The 17,740-nt window shown below is 24.8% G+C and carries 19 protein-coding genes; 7 read left to right on the top strand and 12 right to left on the bottom strand.

Annotated elements, in window-relative coordinates; translation table 4 throughout:
• Both NL276_RS03890 and NL276_RS03895 read left to right on the top strand, forming a co-directional pair.
• On the top strand, positions 1-1,735 hold a 1,735-nt coding region (locus tag NL276_RS03890; protein WP_253301268.1), incomplete at its 5' end, for a ribosome-inactivating family protein.
• 2 nt (positions 1,736-1,737) lie between these two features.
• On the top strand, positions 1,738-2,244 hold the full coding sequence (locus NL276_RS03895) for a lipoprotein (RefSeq protein WP_253301269.1): 507 nt from the start codon (positions 1,738-1,740) through the stop codon (positions 2,242-2,244).
• 44 nt (positions 2,245-2,288) lie between these two features.
• Here NL276_RS03895 and NL276_RS03900 read toward each other — a convergent pair whose 3' ends face one another.
• From NL276_RS03900 to NL276_RS03955, 12 genes are read right to left on the bottom strand one after another with little or no spacing between them, the layout of a single operon-like run.
• The gene (locus NL276_RS03900; protein WP_253301270.1) at positions 2,289-4,364 is read right to left on the bottom strand and encodes a hypothetical protein; all 2,076 of its coding nucleotides are present in this window, start codon (positions 4,362-4,364) and stop codon (positions 2,289-2,291) included.
• Positions 4,364-4,714, bottom strand: coding sequence for a hypothetical protein (locus NL276_RS03905; protein ID WP_253301271.1), 351 nt, complete (start codon positions 4,712-4,714; stop codon positions 4,364-4,366). The genes NL276_RS03900 and NL276_RS03905 overlap by 1 nt, the downstream gene beginning before the upstream one ends.
• Positions 4,715-4,716: 2 nt before the next feature.
• Positions 4,717-5,967 carry a hypothetical protein gene (locus tag NL276_RS03910; RefSeq protein WP_253301272.1) on the bottom strand — a complete coding sequence of 417 codons (1,251 nt, stop codon included), beginning with the start codon at positions 5,965-5,967 and terminating at the stop codon, positions 4,717-4,719.
• 13 nt (positions 5,968-5,980) lie between these two features.
• Complete coding sequence (locus NL276_RS03915; RefSeq protein ID WP_253301102.1) at positions 5,981-6,250, bottom strand: hypothetical protein; 270 nt, start codon at positions 6,248-6,250, stop codon at positions 5,981-5,983.
• A 15-nt stretch (positions 6,251-6,265) separates the two neighbouring features.
• Positions 6,266-7,159, bottom strand: a complete 894-nt coding sequence (locus tag NL276_RS03920) for a hypothetical protein (RefSeq protein ID WP_253301273.1) — start codon at positions 7,157-7,159, stop codon at positions 6,266-6,268.
• 12 nt (positions 7,160-7,171) lie between these two features.
• A complete protein-coding gene (locus NL276_RS03925) occupies positions 7,172-8,770 on the bottom strand; it encodes a hypothetical protein (protein WP_253301274.1) in 1,599 nt (532 codons plus the stop codon).
• A 35-nt stretch (positions 8,771-8,805) separates the two neighbouring features.
• Positions 8,806-9,540 carry a hypothetical protein gene (locus NL276_RS03930; RefSeq protein WP_253301275.1) on the bottom strand — a complete coding sequence of 245 codons (735 nt, stop codon included), beginning with the start codon at positions 9,538-9,540 and terminating at the stop codon, positions 8,806-8,808.
• A gap of 28 nt (positions 9,541-9,568) precedes the next feature.
• The gene (locus NL276_RS03935; protein WP_253301276.1) at positions 9,569-10,033 is read right to left on the bottom strand and encodes a hypothetical protein; all 465 of its coding nucleotides are present in this window, start codon (positions 10,031-10,033) and stop codon (positions 9,569-9,571) included.
• Between the two features lie 17 nt (positions 10,034-10,050).
• Entirely contained in the window at positions 10,051-10,506 is a 456-nt protein-coding gene (locus tag NL276_RS03940; protein ID WP_253301107.1) for a hypothetical protein, read from the bottom strand.
• A gap of 12 nt (positions 10,507-10,518) precedes the next feature.
• On the bottom strand, positions 10,519-10,905 hold the full coding sequence (locus tag NL276_RS03945) for a hypothetical protein (protein ID WP_253301108.1): 387 nt from the start codon (positions 10,903-10,905) through the stop codon (positions 10,519-10,521).
• Positions 10,886-11,377, bottom strand: a complete 492-nt coding sequence (locus NL276_RS03950) for a hypothetical protein (RefSeq protein ID WP_253301277.1) — start codon at positions 11,375-11,377, stop codon at positions 10,886-10,888. Before NL276_RS03950 ends, NL276_RS03945 begins: the two co-directional genes overlap by 20 nt.
• Positions 11,332-11,616 (bottom strand): hypothetical protein, encoded by a 285-nt coding sequence (locus NL276_RS03955; RefSeq protein ID WP_253301110.1) that lies wholly within the window; start codon positions 11,614-11,616, stop codon positions 11,332-11,334. Before NL276_RS03955 ends, NL276_RS03950 begins: the two co-directional genes overlap by 46 nt.
• Positions 11,617-12,313: 697 nt before the next feature.
• Here NL276_RS03955 and NL276_RS03960 point away from each other — a divergent pair.
• From NL276_RS03960 to NL276_RS03980, 5 genes are all read left to right on the top strand, one after another.
• Positions 12,314-12,466: a hypothetical protein gene (locus NL276_RS03960; protein ID WP_253301278.1), complete on the top strand. Its 153-nt coding sequence runs from the start codon at positions 12,314-12,316 to the stop codon at positions 12,464-12,466.
• A gap of 3 nt (positions 12,467-12,469) precedes the next feature.
• Complete coding sequence (locus tag NL276_RS03965; RefSeq protein ID WP_253301279.1) at positions 12,470-12,727, top strand: hypothetical protein; 258 nt, start codon at positions 12,470-12,472, stop codon at positions 12,725-12,727.
• Positions 12,696-13,172, top strand: coding sequence for a hypothetical protein (locus NL276_RS03970; RefSeq protein ID WP_253301280.1), 477 nt, complete (start codon positions 12,696-12,698; stop codon positions 13,170-13,172). The genes NL276_RS03965 and NL276_RS03970 overlap by 32 nt, the downstream gene beginning before the upstream one ends.
• A gap of 20 nt (positions 13,173-13,192) precedes the next feature.
• On the top strand, positions 13,193-14,971 hold the full coding sequence (locus NL276_RS03975) for a hypothetical protein (RefSeq protein WP_253301281.1): 1,779 nt from the start codon (positions 13,193-13,195) through the stop codon (positions 14,969-14,971).
• 887 nt (positions 14,972-15,858) lie between these two features.
• On the top strand, positions 15,859-17,727 hold the full coding sequence (locus NL276_RS03980) for an IS3 family transposase (RefSeq protein WP_253301282.1): 1,869 nt from the start codon (positions 15,859-15,861) through the stop codon (positions 17,725-17,727).
• Positions 17,728-17,740 lie beyond the last annotated feature (13 nt).

The following is a 17,740-nucleotide window of genomic DNA, read 5'->3' on the forward strand; positions in this document are numbered from 1 at the left end:
TTTTGAATCTAGTGAAAATGAACACGGAGTAATATATGAATTAAATCAAAATGTAAATTATGATTATTTTACTATACCTGTTTCTATAGTTCGAAGAGATGATACAAGAAATATAAATTTAGTTTTTAGAATAAGAAATCTATATTTATTAGGTTTTATTAATAATGATCACTATTATTATTTTGCGGATGAGGAAGATGAAAAAGAAATAAGAAATAATTACACAAATGATCAACTTGAAGAAAATATTAATTTTAGACATCCAGAAGTAAGACAACTAAATGTTAATAATAATTTTAGTAGTTTTAATAACCACACCAACACAAGATATACTGGTCATTATAATAATCTTATGGGTGAAAGAGATCAATCAATTTATTGACAAAATATTGCTATTTCATTTTTTGAAATTTCAAATGTGGGTACTAGAATTGAAAGTCAAAGACCAGTTGTTCAAGCAGCATTAGGTCGTATAGTTTTAATAACATCTGAAGCTTTCAGATTTAGATCAATATATAATTTAATTATTAATAATATTATTGATAATCACAGCGATGGTCCTATATATTGAAATCCCGATGAAAATGGTGGGCAAGTTAATATTCGTAACATTGTAACAAATTGACAAAGTATAAGTAATAACATTATTGATGCAATTAATAATATTCAAGCAAGATTTGGTAATAATAGTACAAGTATTAGTGAATGATTTTATAGTTTATTATCACAATTACCAATTAATACAATTGCTCAGGCTCTTTCAAATACCGATGTTAGAGTAATTCTTGGATTACTTATGCAACCAGTTTTAAATTGTGATAGAAGAAGAACGAGAAGTATAAATAATGATATAAAAAATGAATATTGTGATGCAATTAAAGGAAAAGAAAAAAATTATCCTTTAAAAAATAAAAAAATAACTGCCATTAAAATTTTAGATGAAAATACAAAAGGAAATAATTTATCTAAATTAGACATGTATATTGGAACTAATGAGGGATTTTACCTAAAAAAATATAATAGTAATTTATTTATTAAGGCTGTTGATGTTAATGATAAGGCAATTATTAATATTACAGTTCATAAAAATGGCAACGTTTATGCTGTCACTGATAAAAAAGAAATTTATTTTATAAACACAGATTTTCTTTCAAATGATGGTCTTTTGACTGGTCAACAAATTTTTAATGTTGAAAGTTCAAATATAGAAAAAGAAATAATAATGTATTATAAAGATGATAAATCTGATCTGGTTTTAGAAAATGAAAATATTGTAGATAATAATAGAATTGTAAAAACTTTTAATTTAGGAAGAATTAGTCCATTAAGTTATAAGAAAATTGAAATTTTAGGAAATGAACCTTTTTGAACAAAAAATATTTGAGGCAATAATAACATTTATTGAGGAGAAAAAACAATAAATTCTATTAATTCAACTAATTTTGAAAAAATAATTAGAAATTATAAGTTTTCTGATAAAAATATTAAAGATATTGGTAATGATAATGAATTATTTGGAAATAATATTATTCTTGATAAATTGAAAAGAGAAGGAGTTTCAGTACATCCTGCATGATTTGACCATTCACAATCTGTAGGTTTCACATTTTATTGAGAAAATAAAAATTATTATCTGCAATTTTTATCTCGTCAACATGCAGATAGTGGTCAATGTACTTTAAATTTCAAACAAATACTTAAAGTTGGAAATAGAATTAGACTATATAATGATTAGAGATGAAAAAAATATTAAATCTTTTAGGAACAATATCATTAATAGGAACAAGCACAACCAGTTTAATTGCTTGTAATACACCACAATATACCGAAGAACAATTAAAAGAACAAAAAGAAAAACATAAAATAGATACAACAAACCAAGAAATAAGAGACAATTTAGAATGAATAGCATATCAAGAAAAACCATTTAGTAAAGTTGATAATAAATATTATTTTGTAGTTTGACGTAGTGATACAAATAGTAATTGAATAATTATTAAATTTTTGAATGATACAAATAGTAAAAAAGAATTAGATAGTTATGGTAGATATAAACTTATTTTTAAAGAATATAGTCCTTTTTATGATTTTACATTATTAATTAGAGGTGAGCGAGGTGATGCAGATCATACTTGAAAAAATGATAATGGCACATATTTTAAGTTTCTTTATCGTTGAAATTTAGTAGATAAACAAGCACCTGATTTATATCTTGATAATAAGAATAATATAAATGTTAAATAAGAAAAATAATATATAAATTAAAAAAGTCATTTTAAAATGACTTTTTATATTTCTATTGTAATTAATGATAGTTTTTCGTTGTTTTTATTAAATAAATGTAAATTATTAATATTAATTTGTTCTTTTACTGGTGGATAGGAAAATATTACACTATTTGATTGTTTTAAAAAATTAACAACTGCAATATTTGAATAAGATTTTTCATCTTCAATACCATTTTTATATAAATATCAGGTATTATTTTCGATTAATTGTAAATATGTATTTCTGTCTTTTCCACTTACTTTAGTTTCATTCGGACAATTTTTGATTAATTCTAAGTTAATATCTTTTCCTTCAATTATTTTTTCATTTGGTTTTTCAACAAAAATATTTATATCATAATTTCCATAACCTCATATTCCAGATAATTCAATTTGATTTAAAATAAATAGTTTTTGATGGTTATAAAAAGATATTTTAATATTATCTTTAACTAAATCTTTGGTCATATTTGCTCAAACTGCCTTAGAATAAAGTAATCTATATCATTGCGAAAAATAGTTTAAATATTCTTCTATCTTATTATTAGAAACAATTAAATTAGTTAAATATTTGCCATATTCACCATCAGATAATTTAATTTCAGCAGGAATAAGGGAAGGTATATTATTTGTTTCCAATTCATTTGTTATTGATAATCAATTAAAATAATTGGCTTCTAATTGATAAATAGGGTTTTCTGAAATATCTTTGTTTTTAACAGTTACTTTAATTTCATCATTACTATTAATATTATTTTGTTGTTTTAAATTTCAATCTGTAATTTGTCCTGTTTTTGGTGATATAAAGGGTGTATTTGGTTCATTTGTTCCATCTCAACGATAAAGAAACTTAAAATATGTGCCATTATCATTTTTTCAAGTATGATCTACATCACCTCGCTCACCTCTAATTAATAATGTAAAATCATAAAAAGGACTATATTCTTTAAAAATAAGTTTATATCTACCATAACTATCTAATTCTTTTTTACTATTTGTATCATTCAAAAATTTAATAATTCTTCAATTACTATTTGTATCACTACGTCAAACTACAAAATAATATTTATTATCAATTTCTTTTAAGGGTCTGTTCTTTTCAAAAATTTCTTGTCAAAAATTTATTGGTATTGGCGGAATAGTACCACCAGAAAAATTAAAATATAATGAATTTAATTTAACTTTACAGTTTTCAAATTCTCAATATCCAGTTTCTAATTCTCGTGGGTTAGATATTAATTCAAAATAATAAGGGGCAAATAATTTAATATCGTCATTATAACCTTTATTAATTGCGTATTTACTATATGTATAGTTTGATAACATATAGATAATTTGTTTAAATCTTTTTACAGCATTATCATTTAAAAATTTATAATTATCTAATTTTCAGTTTTCAAATAAACCATCAATTACATCTTCGGGTTTTTGTCCTTCAAATTTTTGGCGTAATTCAGCCGCTTTATTTATAGGATTTCCTTTTTCATCGTATTTTGCCCCTTGAAATTTTCTATCATAATTATAACGAAATGTTAAATAATTTAATAAAACTTGTTCTAAACCATTTTTATTTATTAAACCTAAAATATCAGCACCTTGAATATAATTTTTTGCAATACTTCATGGTAAAAAACTTTCGGTAAATCAATATTGAAATACTCTTAAATTAGGTTCTGTCTCAATTGGCATTGATAATAACGGTACTAAACTAGCGTTTTCAACAATTGATGATGGATAAGAATAAACACCATTAATATTGCCTCAACATTTAATATTTCCAAATAGCATAGATTTAGGATATTTAATATCAATCCCAGTAAATACTGTATCTTCGGGTAATGATTTTTGTAATACTAAATGAATACTATTTTGATTTTTTCATTTAAAATCAGTTATTTTAACTAAATGCGTAGATTTAATAATGTCAACACCATCAGGTGAATAAGGGCGTTTATATTCTTCAATAATATAACATTCATTTTTATTGTCTTCACTAATTGGTTCATTAATAGATACTATTTTTAAGTCTAATGTTTCTAAAAATTCTTTGTCTTGTTTTGAAATATCATTAATTAAAATATCTTTTTCATCAACCATTACATAACTTGTACTATTATCTTGAACTGTGGTATTTTGTTGAATTTGTAATTTAAAATTAAAATCACTGATTTCAACGTTATTTTAATATATTCATCTTTGTCAATAAAACCTATTTTAAAGCTATTTTGAGAGTAGTTTAAGGTTGGTTTTTGTTTTGTCTTAACAAGATTATTAATTTTATAAATATATAAGGTTCTAGCACGGTCTTCAGTAAATAACTGTTCTAAATCAGGGTCGCTGTACTGCGATTGACTAGCAAAATCTAACGGAATACTATCAATCGAATAGTCAATTGGTTCATCATTTTCTGCTAATTGTGCTAACATTTTTTCCGATGGTTTTAACATTATTATTGTTCTCCTTTTTCATTAGACATATTAATAATAGTTTCGTTGTTATTTAGTTGTCTGTTTAACGTGGCATTTACCGGTAAGTGAACATCAACAATTAATTCATCAATATTTTTAATATTAAATGTTCTACTGTTTAAAATCGCATTATCATATTTAATTAATTTAATGATAAATTCCGTTAATTTAATCTCTCTAATATATATCATTTGTTCGTATGATGCGTTTGTTTGAATATTTACACCAGCAACTTCCGCTTGCGTTTGTTGTGCTCCCTTAGCAATTGCAGGAACATGATGGCGATTTATTTTATAGTAATTAGTTAATAATCAATCATATATTTTGGTTAATTGTTCACCTTTAAAATTACCAGCAATATAGTCTACTGGTTGAAAATTACTATCGGGGTCACCTTCAACTAATAACAAATCATTTTCAATAAATGAAGCTAACATTTTACTAATTTCTTGGTCAACAACACCAGTCACTCCATTAGTATTAATAGTAAATTTACCACTATTTAATAATGGGTCTAACATTATCTTTTCAGCAATAATATCTAAAATACTAGCAAATTGTTTACCATAGCGAGCAGAAGGTTCAAAATTAGGGTTATTAGGAATAATTTCAATTGGTATAAAATCAATTGGTAATATTTCTTCTCTTTGTAATGTTGTATAGTTATTTCATTTAACATCATCAATATATAAGTCGGTAATAGTACTGTATAATCGTGTTTTTAACTTTCTAATAACTTTTACTTGTTTAGTTACATAATCAATTTCTAATTTTTCAGTAATAAAAATACTCTGGTTATTTTTAAGATAAGGGTCATAATCAAAAGTACAAGATACTAAATTACCTAATTCATCATATTGGTCATTGTAAAAATCAATGGTAATAAAATTTAGTTTTGAATTATTAGCAAAAATAAAATATGCACCTTTACCATTCCTATTAATTTTATATTCGTTATATCAATTTTTATTAGTAAAGTCTTGCATTTTTAAAAAGTTATTAATTAATTTAGTATCTAATTTTTGATTAGTAAGTGGATTATAAATGCTAATTTCTAAATCTCGTGGATTTAAAAAATTAGCATTATCTTCACAAATTCTTTTTTCTAAAATTTCATTATGTTTTTGAACAGTAACATTTTTGCGATTAGTAATCGTTGATGCTAAATTAAGATAATAACTATCAATATCATAGCTTTTCTTTAATTTCTTTTTGGCTGGTAACAATCCCATTTATATCACCTCTTTATTTTGTATCTTCTTTTTTAATAACATCTTCAATACTATCTTGTTTTTGTTGTTTGTTATGAGTTTTGATAAATCTAATAGTTTCAATAATTAAAACAATAATTCCAGACCCGATAAGCATTGCTGAAACAATAACATACGCTGGTCAAGAAATACCTAATGTTTTTTCTCCGATAAAACAAATAATAATTCCTGCGATAAAAAACAATGATGAAACTCCAAAGATTTTCAAAAACATAATTACATCTTTAACTTCTACTTTTGGCACAAAATCATCTCCTTTCTAACTTACTTTTTTTCTTTGAATATGTAATATTGACATATTATAGGGTGAATTATTTAATCACATAAGAACATTCCCGTTTTTTTTAATAAATAAAGTAATTTGAGAATGCGAATGAATATCTTCACTATAATTTTTAAAAGTTTCTACCATTAATATCGGATATTGTTCAATATTAGCTCAAATTTTATAAACATATTTTGACTTATCAAAATTCTTAATTTTATATTCCGAAATACTATTAGATACAAAATCACTAGTATCAACAACTTCTCAATCCGAGAAACCTTGTATAACAATTAATTTTTTTAATTCATCTGATATTTCTTCTTTTATTTTTACAAGTTTATCATCTTTAATTTTTTCTATAACAACCATATCTAGTAATGCATCAACTTCTAATTGGGTATAATATGCTTCTAAATCTATCATTGTTAAATCAATACCTTCTTTTTGAAAAGTACGAAACATTTTCTTTAAAGTTGTTAAATTAGCCAATGATTTTGCATAGGTAGGCAATAGACCTTGTCATGTTGCCATGGGGTCATTTTGTGAAGAATAATTAATATTACCAATACTCATATTTGCCGAAGTAAAAAACTCAATTGGAATACGGTTAAATGTTCAATGTTCAATGGTAATAAACACCATATTAATACAAATTTTCTTTAATAACGGGTCTTTAAATGTTTCAAATTTTATTTTTGAAAATGGATAGTTTAAGTAAGAATTAATCATATTTTGGGCTCTTAAAGCAAATGTTTTAAATCATAATTCTACATCACCTTTAAAGAACTTATTATAACGAACTGGAACTTGTGTAATTTTACCTGTCATTGGAATAAAATTATTATAATTTTCCAAAGTAACATTTTGTCATAATTCATTTAACATTTAATCATCTCCTTATCATTTACTTTTTTTAGAATATATTTTATTTAAAATAAAATTTTTACTATTTAATAGTGTTTTTGTTTTAATTGTTTTGTTTAAATCTTGTTTTGTTCTTATTTGTTTGTATGTTTGAAATGCTAGCCCATTACCCAATAAACTAGTAACCGCACTATCTTCTAGCGTATTTAACAATTTATCTTTATTAGTAAAATTATTTTTAAATTGTTCTTGCAACTTTAATACCTTAGCAATTGAACGATATATTTTAAAACTATCTTTTACTACTTGTTGATAAGCAACTGGGGCAAAAGAAACTAAATTAAACAAACTGGTTTTTTTAAATCCCCAACCAATAAACCATTCGCTGTTCATATAGAATTTAAACGGTTCAGGAGCCAAAACAAACTGTTCTGCTTTGATTAAAGTTGTCATAACGACAATAGGGGCATATTTAGGGTTTTTATAATATATAGTTAGGGCAATTTCATCCGCAACTGATAAAGGAACAATTTTAACTGCTAGAAAAACATCAGAACCATACGCAAAAGGTAATAATTGTCCTTTTTGAATAGCTTTAGTTTCATACTTAGATAATATTTTTTTAGTTTTATCGGTAATTTTACTAATTACTTTTTGTTTAATAGTAATTATTTGTTTTTCAATGGGGGCTAATAATTTTTTAGTTACTTTTTGAATATAAAAATTTGGGTTTAAATAATTTAAGACTTTATTTAATTTAATTGGCGTTTGATGCAAAATGTTTAATAATTTATTATTATATATTTTACTGCTACGCATTAAATTAGCATTTAACAAGACGTTTTTACCAACACCTTTTTTATGAAGATTGGCCATAATGTTATATCATTCATTAGTACTAATTTTGCTTATTTTATTAATATTTAATCCATATTCAGATAACCATTTATTAGCATTTTTTTCATTTACGCGTGGTATTTTTTGAACTAATGTAGGACTTATTTTTTGAATATTTTTTTCAATTTCTAATAAATTATTAATTGTTTCTAAATTAGAAACTTTAAAACCTTTATAAAAATCATTTCGCGCTAATTTTCCAATAGTATATAATAAAGTCTTATTATTAGCCTGTTTTGTAAAATCAAATATTAATTTATCAGATAAAATCTTTTTACCCGTAAATTGTTTTACAACATCTTCTAAATTATTAGCAGTTATTACACCTAATTTTTCAAGTAGTTTAGTTTCTTTTGCTAATTTTAAAATTCTAGTTGTTCGAGCAGCACGCGTTAATTTACCAATACCGCCAATTGCTGGTAACAAATTTAAGGCAGTACTTTTTGCAGTTACTTCTGATGTTAATTTATCGTATATTTGATTTACAGCAAAATCTGTTGCTGTTTCTACTCCAAATGAGATAAATGCTGCAGCAAAATTAGATAATCCTGCTCCTAATCCAATAGCAGAAGCAATTCCCCCTGTCAAAATAGATAAACCCAGAGCTAAAACTTGTATTCCTAAAAATTTTAATAATTGTAAACCAAAACTTTTTTCTTGTTGTTGAATGGACAATCTAGTTGGTGTTTTTTTAACAGGATAAATCAGAGCAGTTTTACTTGTTCCAATTGGCATATTTTATAAAACGAAAAAGTACTATTTTTTAGTACTTAAGTGTTTTTAATTACAACATCAATCGGATTTGTTTGACCAGTAGCGCTGTTTTTTCCTTCAATTTGAACAGCAACAGTTTTATTGTTTGTAATATCAATCGGTCAATCTTCACCTTTGTTTTCAATAAAGTAATCAAAATCATTTTCAGTTAAAGAACTATCTACTGTTTTAACTGCTTTTAAAACAATATCTTTAAATTGTGGTTTTAATTGTTCGGATGTTGTTTGTGTTGGATCTGTAACATGAATAGTTGGTTTGTCTAATTTATTAATTTTACTAATATCAATTTTTGCAACAATATGTTTAATAATTCCCTTAGCTTCAACTACTGCTCCACCTAAATATAAAACCCTTTCCATAATCAAAGTATTACCCATACCAGTACCTAATGCAGCAGCGCCAACCCTTAATGGGGTGTGGTCTTTTTTGCGTAAAATAAGAGGGTCGTATTTCTTGCTAAACTTAAAGGCAATTGCATTAACGCCATCGGGTAATAAACTAATTGTTCCTTCCGAACCATCTTTATTAATAATTGGTAATTTTTTAGGAACCATATAGTATGTTGTTCCTTCAACAGTTTTCATTGCTCCGCTTGTTGTTATTACACTATTTATTTGGTCGTTTGCTCCAAGTTGTAACTGTAATTTATTACGAATGCCACGAATAAAATCAGCCGAACCCAAGACAACTGTTTCTGACGGGGTAAAGCCATTTTCATATATTTTATCCATAATTTCATCATGAATTTGTAAAGCATTTTTATCATCTGCTTTTTGCCCTTGAATAGTTTGTAACTTTTTCTTTATTAATAATTTCTAAAATTTTATTGCGTTTATAAGCAACTTCAGTATCCATTGCTTGTTCAATATCTGCAGCTCAAAGATTGGGATTAAAATCACTTTCTACAGGGTCTAATTTACGAGCAAAAGTTAAAATTGTATCTAATTCAACTGTTCCATCTTCAAATTTTACTTCAGTGTAGTTTAAAAGACTATCGTCAGTATTAAATACTTGTTCATCTTTTCCTAAACCTTTATTATATTGAATATTTTTCTTTCTTTTATATGTTAAACCAAATTTATTGGCTTCTTTTCATGCAAATAATGCCTCTCAACTAAATTTTTGTTGATAAGTTTGTAAATATCATTGTTCAAATGTTTCACGATCATTTTTTGTTGCTTGGTTAACAATATCACCAAATATTCTTTGTGGGTTTTGTGCCATAATTTATTTCCTTCTTTCTATTTATTAAATACATTGTCTGTATCTAAAATATTAGTTTCTTTATTTTCTGTTTTTGGTACACCACCAGTATTAACAGTTTGTACTTTAATTAATTCATCGTAAACACTTTGTAAGTGTGTTTTAATGACATCAATATCATCATTAATATCATAAGATTTTAATAAGACGTTTTTAAATTCTTCATTATCAGTTAAAGAATTATTAAAATTATTAATTTCAATTTGTTTTAATTGCAGGGTTTGTTGTTCTAATTGTGAAATTAATTCAGTGTTTTTTGTTTGTAATTCGTTGATTTGATGATTGCTATTTTCTAAATTACTTGCATTAAATTCTTCAACTTCAGCAGTATTTTCTAAAATAATTTCAGAAGTTTTAATGTCAAAACTACCATCTTCATTTTTAATAGGCTCATTATTTTTATCAATAAGAACATATTTTACATTTTTTATCATTTCTTTATCTCCTTATTTTTTAATATTTGTTCTTTTTCTAATTGCTTTTTGGATAATTTCAAAACTATCAACTCGAAAAGATAAAAAGTAGCGTTTATTTTTTAAATTTAGTTGATTAAATACGGAGCCTTTAATTTTTATCTCATCATCTTTTTTTAATTTCAAAAACGCAGATACAACCGACGGATTATAAATTGATAATGTTGAATAATTTAATCCTTCTCATTGACATTTAGCAGAGCAAGCATCAACTTCAACACCACCAGCAACCAAAGCCTTAATTTTAGTTTTAATTGGGTTTTCATGTAATCTAACAGTTAATTCTAATTTGTTAACTCTTTTATTTTTTGTTTTACTGATAGCTGTTTTTTTAGGTAAATTACTTTTTGTTTGTGCCATTTTTATCAACTCCTTTTGTTAAAAAATATTGTAAATGTTTTCATGCATCGTGTTCATGCTCTGACATTTTAATATTTCCTTTATAAATATAATTTTTCTTAACAACGGGCGATTGTAAAACATATTTTAAATTAAATAGATATTTACATAAAACCTTTAAACCACCGATTAATTTAGGAGTAGATAGTGGGTTTGTTATTTTTAATCCCTTATGAAGTTGATAATCTTCAATTATTACAAGAACTTTTTTTAAATAAGAACAAGTTTTATTTTTAAATTCATTTAATATTAAATAGATATTATTTATTGCTTCTTCTTCATTTTTAGAATGAAAGGTAATATTATTAATTATTTTCTTTTGTAAAACATTATAAATAATAATACCAGTTTGTCCACTTCCAGCGGGGTCAATTGCAATAATATATTTTAATTTATTTGTTTTATTTTTTTCTCAATTTGTAATATTTTTCAACCATCCGCAGCCAAATCTAAAATATCATTAATTTTGTAATGTTGCATATAAGAAGCAACAACATCTCATTTATCTGCAAATAAATTTAAATACATTTTTGCTCACTCTAAACACTGTAAATCATAATGATTTTTATGGTGGGAAATACGACAATTAACAGGTTGACAATTAACTCAATCAAATGATGTTGTTATTTCATTTCAAGTTTTATTGATATATTTACTTTTATATTCTTGCATAATATTTATTCCTTTCTTTTTATTTATTTTTTAAATAAACAGAAAATTCCTTTGTTGGTTAATGTTTTGATATTTAGTAAATAATGTATTGTATTTTAGTATTTATTTATTTCGCCGCCCGCTTCACTTTGGGGGTGAGCGGGGGGCGGTAGAATATTTAGAAATAGTTTACCCCCCTACGGAAGTAAAAAAGTTTACCCAGTTATTAATTACGCTTCATCCATCCCTAGACAACTTTATATAAAGAAAATAACCTTTTGGAGCTCCAACCCTTTTGTTTTTTTAGTGTCCGATATTGTTTTTTTCGGTTTAACAGCACTCTTTTTATGAAAACAAGCAAAAAACACGTGCTCTGACATTTCGCAAGTGATTAATCTTGCCGAGAATTAAAGAAATAAATAGGAGTAAATCCATTCGCTTTCACACTTTCTTTAAAGCTTCGCGCCATAGATGAGTTGTTCATCTTTAAGCATCAAAATATTAAGTTTTGGTATTGCATTATTCATCGGATAATACCTTTATTTGAAAGGAAATTTATAAAAATATCGTTTATTTTGTGTAGGGAAAACAGAACTTAATCTGTTTTTATGATAAAAATTCTAAATTTAAAGATACTATCCGATGAATAATGCAAATAATTTATGTTTTTTTAATAGAAAAATAAAAAAAACACTTTATTTTTCATAAAGTGTTGCATTTGGTTTACAATATACATTTTCAAAAAATAGAACAATGACAAGATAAAATGCAAGCCAAAGAAATTGAACATAATAATAAATTAATAGAATATGATGAAACTGGTAATAATCAAAATGCCGTACAAGGTAGAACAGAAATTAAGGAGAATTAAAAAATGAATAGAATTAACCCCGGTGTTATGGAAGAATTAAGAAGACAAGCTCACGATACTTTAATAGATATAAGAGAAAACATAAAAGATAATCGCCATTGAATGGTATTTCCTTTTAATGTTTATAGTTCATATATTCCTGATACAGAAACAGGATGAAAACCGAATAATGCAAAGCCAAGTGATTATGGAAGTTATACAAGAATATTTTATAATATGGAAAGTACAATTGCTCAATGACAAAATAGTTCAAAAATATAAAGGTGAAGAAATTATTATTTTAACTATTGATGATTTTAATAAACAACCTATTAATTCAACGATATGAGCAAATAATGAAACACCTTTTTCAATAAAATTAAAAGATGAAAATAATAATGTTTATTGAAAATTAATTGATGGTGAAAACATTTATGATATTAATAGAATGTTAGAATACTTAAACCAATATAAATTAAGTTATTTTATTAATAATGATAATAAAGATGATAAATTTTATACAAAAGAAGTTAAAGTTGGTAAATATTGAGATGCTTATATGATTGATGATAGAAGTTCAATCCAATTCGGTGAAGCTAAATTTGAACAAGTATTTACTCAACAATCAACAGAAAGACAATATACTTTATTAATTTTAGATGAAGATGTTGATAAATTAAATATTAATGATTATTATAATTTTTATACTGTATTTAACTGTATTTAATGATCGTGGTTTAAATATTGGTGGTGGGTGATATTAATTCTGCACCCCAAGATAGACAATGATTATATCCCTCTAATGTTATTAATTATTATTCACCTTATGATGGTAGTTTCTTATGACAAGAAATTACATTTTCAAGTATTAATGACAAAATTAGTCATAGTGGTTTATCAGTAAGACAATTTATTCAAACAAGTGCCCCAGGTGAAGGTTATTGTTTTCATAAAATAACTTATGATGAAAAACTAAATAAAGGTATTGTTGAATTAGATGATATTTTATTAAAAGATCCTGGTGTTAGAGCAATGTCAGTTAAATTTTATGGTAACCCAATTTTATTTGATATACCAGTTATTGGTCGTCCAATTATTAAAGGTCAGTTTAATAAAAAAGTAATGAATTCTCGTGATTTATTAATGTATAATATGTATCCTTCTCCTCCGGATAAAATAAATACTTATGCTTCACCTGATGTAAGTTGACATAATATTCAAGGTATTCAACCAACAATGATAATAGTATTTAAAGATTGAAAAGATTTTATGGAAGCAAGATATGATTTTTGAAGTTCAAAAAATAGTAAGGGTATTGTTATAACAGACCCCGCTACTACATCAGCTACTAATGCTAGTGTTGGTAGAAATATTCATACAGAAAATAAAGAATCTAAATTTTATTGATCTAAAAATTGAAATATAACTCCACCTAATAAAATAAAAGTAAATAGTGGTAATGTTGATAATATTATTAGTACTCAAGCTTCATCATATTTTAGAAGAAAAGATGAATTTGGTAATACAGTTGGGCAAGTTCAATTTGAATATAATAAAATGGGGTCTTGTAATGTTTGAGATATTTTAAATGTAAATAATTTTATTAATCGACAAATAACAATATTACCTTTAAACTATACACAAAAATTAGTATTTAATCCTTTTACAATACCTGGTGGAGTTGGTAAATTCTTAAACTTTATTTCATTTGGTATTCCATGAGGATGAGTTATTAATCAAGATGAAAAAACTTGACCTAATTTTCAATGATTAAATTGTTTTATGATTGCTAATATTTATAGTTTTTATAATGATGCATTTTGAGGTTATGATGCCAAAGGTAAAGGTTATTTACCATTTGAAATATTTAGAGAACAAGGTAATGATAAAGTTGGTGCTATCTTTGGTGCAAATGCTACTAGTTTAGGTTTTACTACTTTATTAACTGATAAAGTATTAGGTGATGTTTTACATGTTAATGGAGAACTAGATACAAGAACAGTTTATTCAACATATAATTTAAAACAATTAAATCCTAAAACTAATCGAATATATTTAATTAATGAACAAACAAAAGCAGTAGATGCCCCAGCCCCAGTTGGAAATAGCGAAAAAGATAATGATTGTGAATTATTACAAAAACCTGATGGAACAAATTGTAGTTATATAATTGATATGTTTTCAATCCAAGCATTATATAAAGGTAATTTTGAAATTATCTTTTATGCTGATAACCCATATACTAATAATGAAGAAGATTATTTACGCTTATCAGTATGAAGTTTTCGTGGTAAAACAAAAAGTGTATTAAATAATTATTTACGGGATATGACGACTAATTATAAAACTAGTTTCTTATTACCCCATAACTATGAAATACCAACATTTAATTACCCTGAATATGTATTGTCACCAGTACCATATAATTATCAAGTTTATACAAAAGATATCTGAGATGGTAACACAGGACAAGCATTAATAACTAAAATTACAGCACCAGCACAATGTAAAAATAACAAAATTTAATATTCACCAACTTTATTTCCTAATGATTTTAGTTATGGTTATTATGAAACTGAAATTGATTTAAGAAAAATTGACCCAACAATTCAAAGTATTAGTAAATTCCAAGATGCTTATAAAAAAATAGAAATAAGTAATCTGGCTAATTTACAAGTTAACTGTCTAAAACCCGATATAGAACATTTTATTCGTGATAGAGATGTTAATTTATCTGGTGGTGCTAATGGTTGCAATTTAAATGGTGGTTTATTATCTAATATAACTTTACAAAAAACAGGATTAGAACAAAAGGATAATGTTAATTTTGAGAATACAATAACTTTATATACAGATAATATAAAAGTAAATGATGTTCAAACATTTGCTACTGCTTATACTAATTGTTTGTCAAGTGGATATTATCCAAATTTATATTTAACTGAACAAAATAATTGAAATATTATGTTTATACTTAGAATAACAAAATTATCTGATACTGATAAAGATAAAATTAAAGACAAAAAAAAATATAGAGTGCACTAGAGTGCACCCCAAAAAGTAAGTAAAGTAAAAAAAGACTTTGCTAAACTTTTAAAGGAGGTGCATTTTATATGGCAAGAAAAGGTCAAAAATATAACAAATATACATCAGAATTTAGAACAAAAATCATTGAGGAAATTAAACAAAAAAGTTGTTGAGTAGTAGCAAAAACAATATAATCTAAATGCAAATACAGTAGAATCTTGATGAACAAATCATAAAAAAGGAAAATTAAACAATCATAAAGGACCTAAAATCTCTTTTGGTAAAAGAGATTTAGAATATTATAAAACAAGGTATGAATTATTAAAAAAGCTCCATGACTTTTACAATTAAGCAAACTAAGAATCGTCCTCTTTTATTAAACAAAATTGTCATGAATATTCAATAAAATTATTATTAGAAGTAACGGGTTAAAACGTAGTTATTGAGATAAATATAAAAATTATGACAGTAGCAAAAAAGATAAAGAAGCAATAAATGATATTGTAAAAGTCTATGAAGAAAATTTAAAACAATTTGGATATCGAAGAATTACTAAATATTTAAAAGAAGATTATGATATAAAATATAATTCAAAAAAAGTTTTAAGGATTATGTGTTATAATCAAATACAACCTGAATATGTAAGAAAAATGAGAAGAAAAATGAAATATAAACAGAATAAAGAAAAAAGTTTATTGCAATATCCTGATTTAATTAATCGTAAATTCAATGATATAAAAACAAGGTTTTCAGTGCTATATACTGATGTAACATATTTAATTTGAAAAAGAGAAAAATATTATCAATCAACAATTATTGATGGATATACTAAAGAAATAGTTGATGTAAAGTGATCTAAATATAATGACAATAAATTAGTAATAGATAATTTAAATGATGCAATTAATAAAATAAAATTAATAAAAAAAGATCTGAATGGAATAATAATTCATTCAGACCACGGATATCAATACACATCCGCTATTTATCTCGATAAATGTGTATCTAACGGTATTATAATTTCAATGGGGAAAAATTACCACTGTGCAGATAATATTGTTATAGAAAGTTTTCATTCATTACTTAAGAAAGCTACAATCCATAATAAAATATATAATTCACATGAAGAATATATACAAGATGTTATAAAATGAAATACATGATATTCAAATCGTAAAGAAAAAGATATAATAAAAAATAGTAAATACTTTTTATTAGTACTTACTAAAATGGGTGCAGTCTATACTGGTTTAATTGAATATGATAAATGATTAAGTTATATTCAATCTGCTTGTTTATTAGCAGTTATAAATTGATATTTACCCAAAGGAGTTAATGATTTAACTGGTAGTGCTTCATTTTCACAAGGTGGTGTAGCATATTCACAAACTAATGACCCAGAAGCAAATGAAAATATTACTCGTGATGTTAAAAATGCTTTAAAATTAGCGGGTGAAATAATTGATATTATATCTAGTAAAACAGTATCTAGACCTTATAATTATAGTTTAGATAATTATGCTCATCCATGAGAAGAAGAATATAAACATATTAGTAAAAAAACTTTTTATCCAACATTATTATTTTGATTAAAAGAGCGATTACAAACAGATAATTCAATAAATATTACTTATACAACTATTAATGACTTTTCTAAAATTGATTATAACGAATATATTAAACTTATTGTTCCATTTGATAATGATACTATTTATTATGAAAATAATGTTTGAAAAACAAAACAAGGTGGCGATATACCATCAGATGTTATTAAAGACAGTGATTTAAATAAAGATTATATTGATAAAGAAAATGATAAATATATTGTAAAAACATCACAAGATATTAATACAAAACAAGATAAATTAGTAAGTGGTACAAATATTAAAACTATTAATGGTAATTCATTATTAGGCAATGGTGATATTTCTATTAGTAGTGAAAGTAAATGAGAAGTGGTTGATACAAGTGATTTTATACCAAGTATACCACACTATTTTATTAAAGGTTTTGATAAAACAAAATATCAATATAAATTATGATTAATTTATAAGTATCAACAGAATGATACTTTAACTACTTCTATTGAAACACCTTTAAATTATAACGGTAGTGTTGAATGAACAAGATATATTCCGACACAAGATGATAATTTAATTGTAAGTATACATCCTGAAAGTGGAAAAATATTTTTTGTAAATTTTCCTAGGGGTCTAATTCAAAATATAATACTTTATAAAAAATTAGGAATTTAAAAATTAAAAGAAA

This window comes from Spiroplasma endosymbiont of Phyllotreta cruciferae, assembly GCF_918697755.1.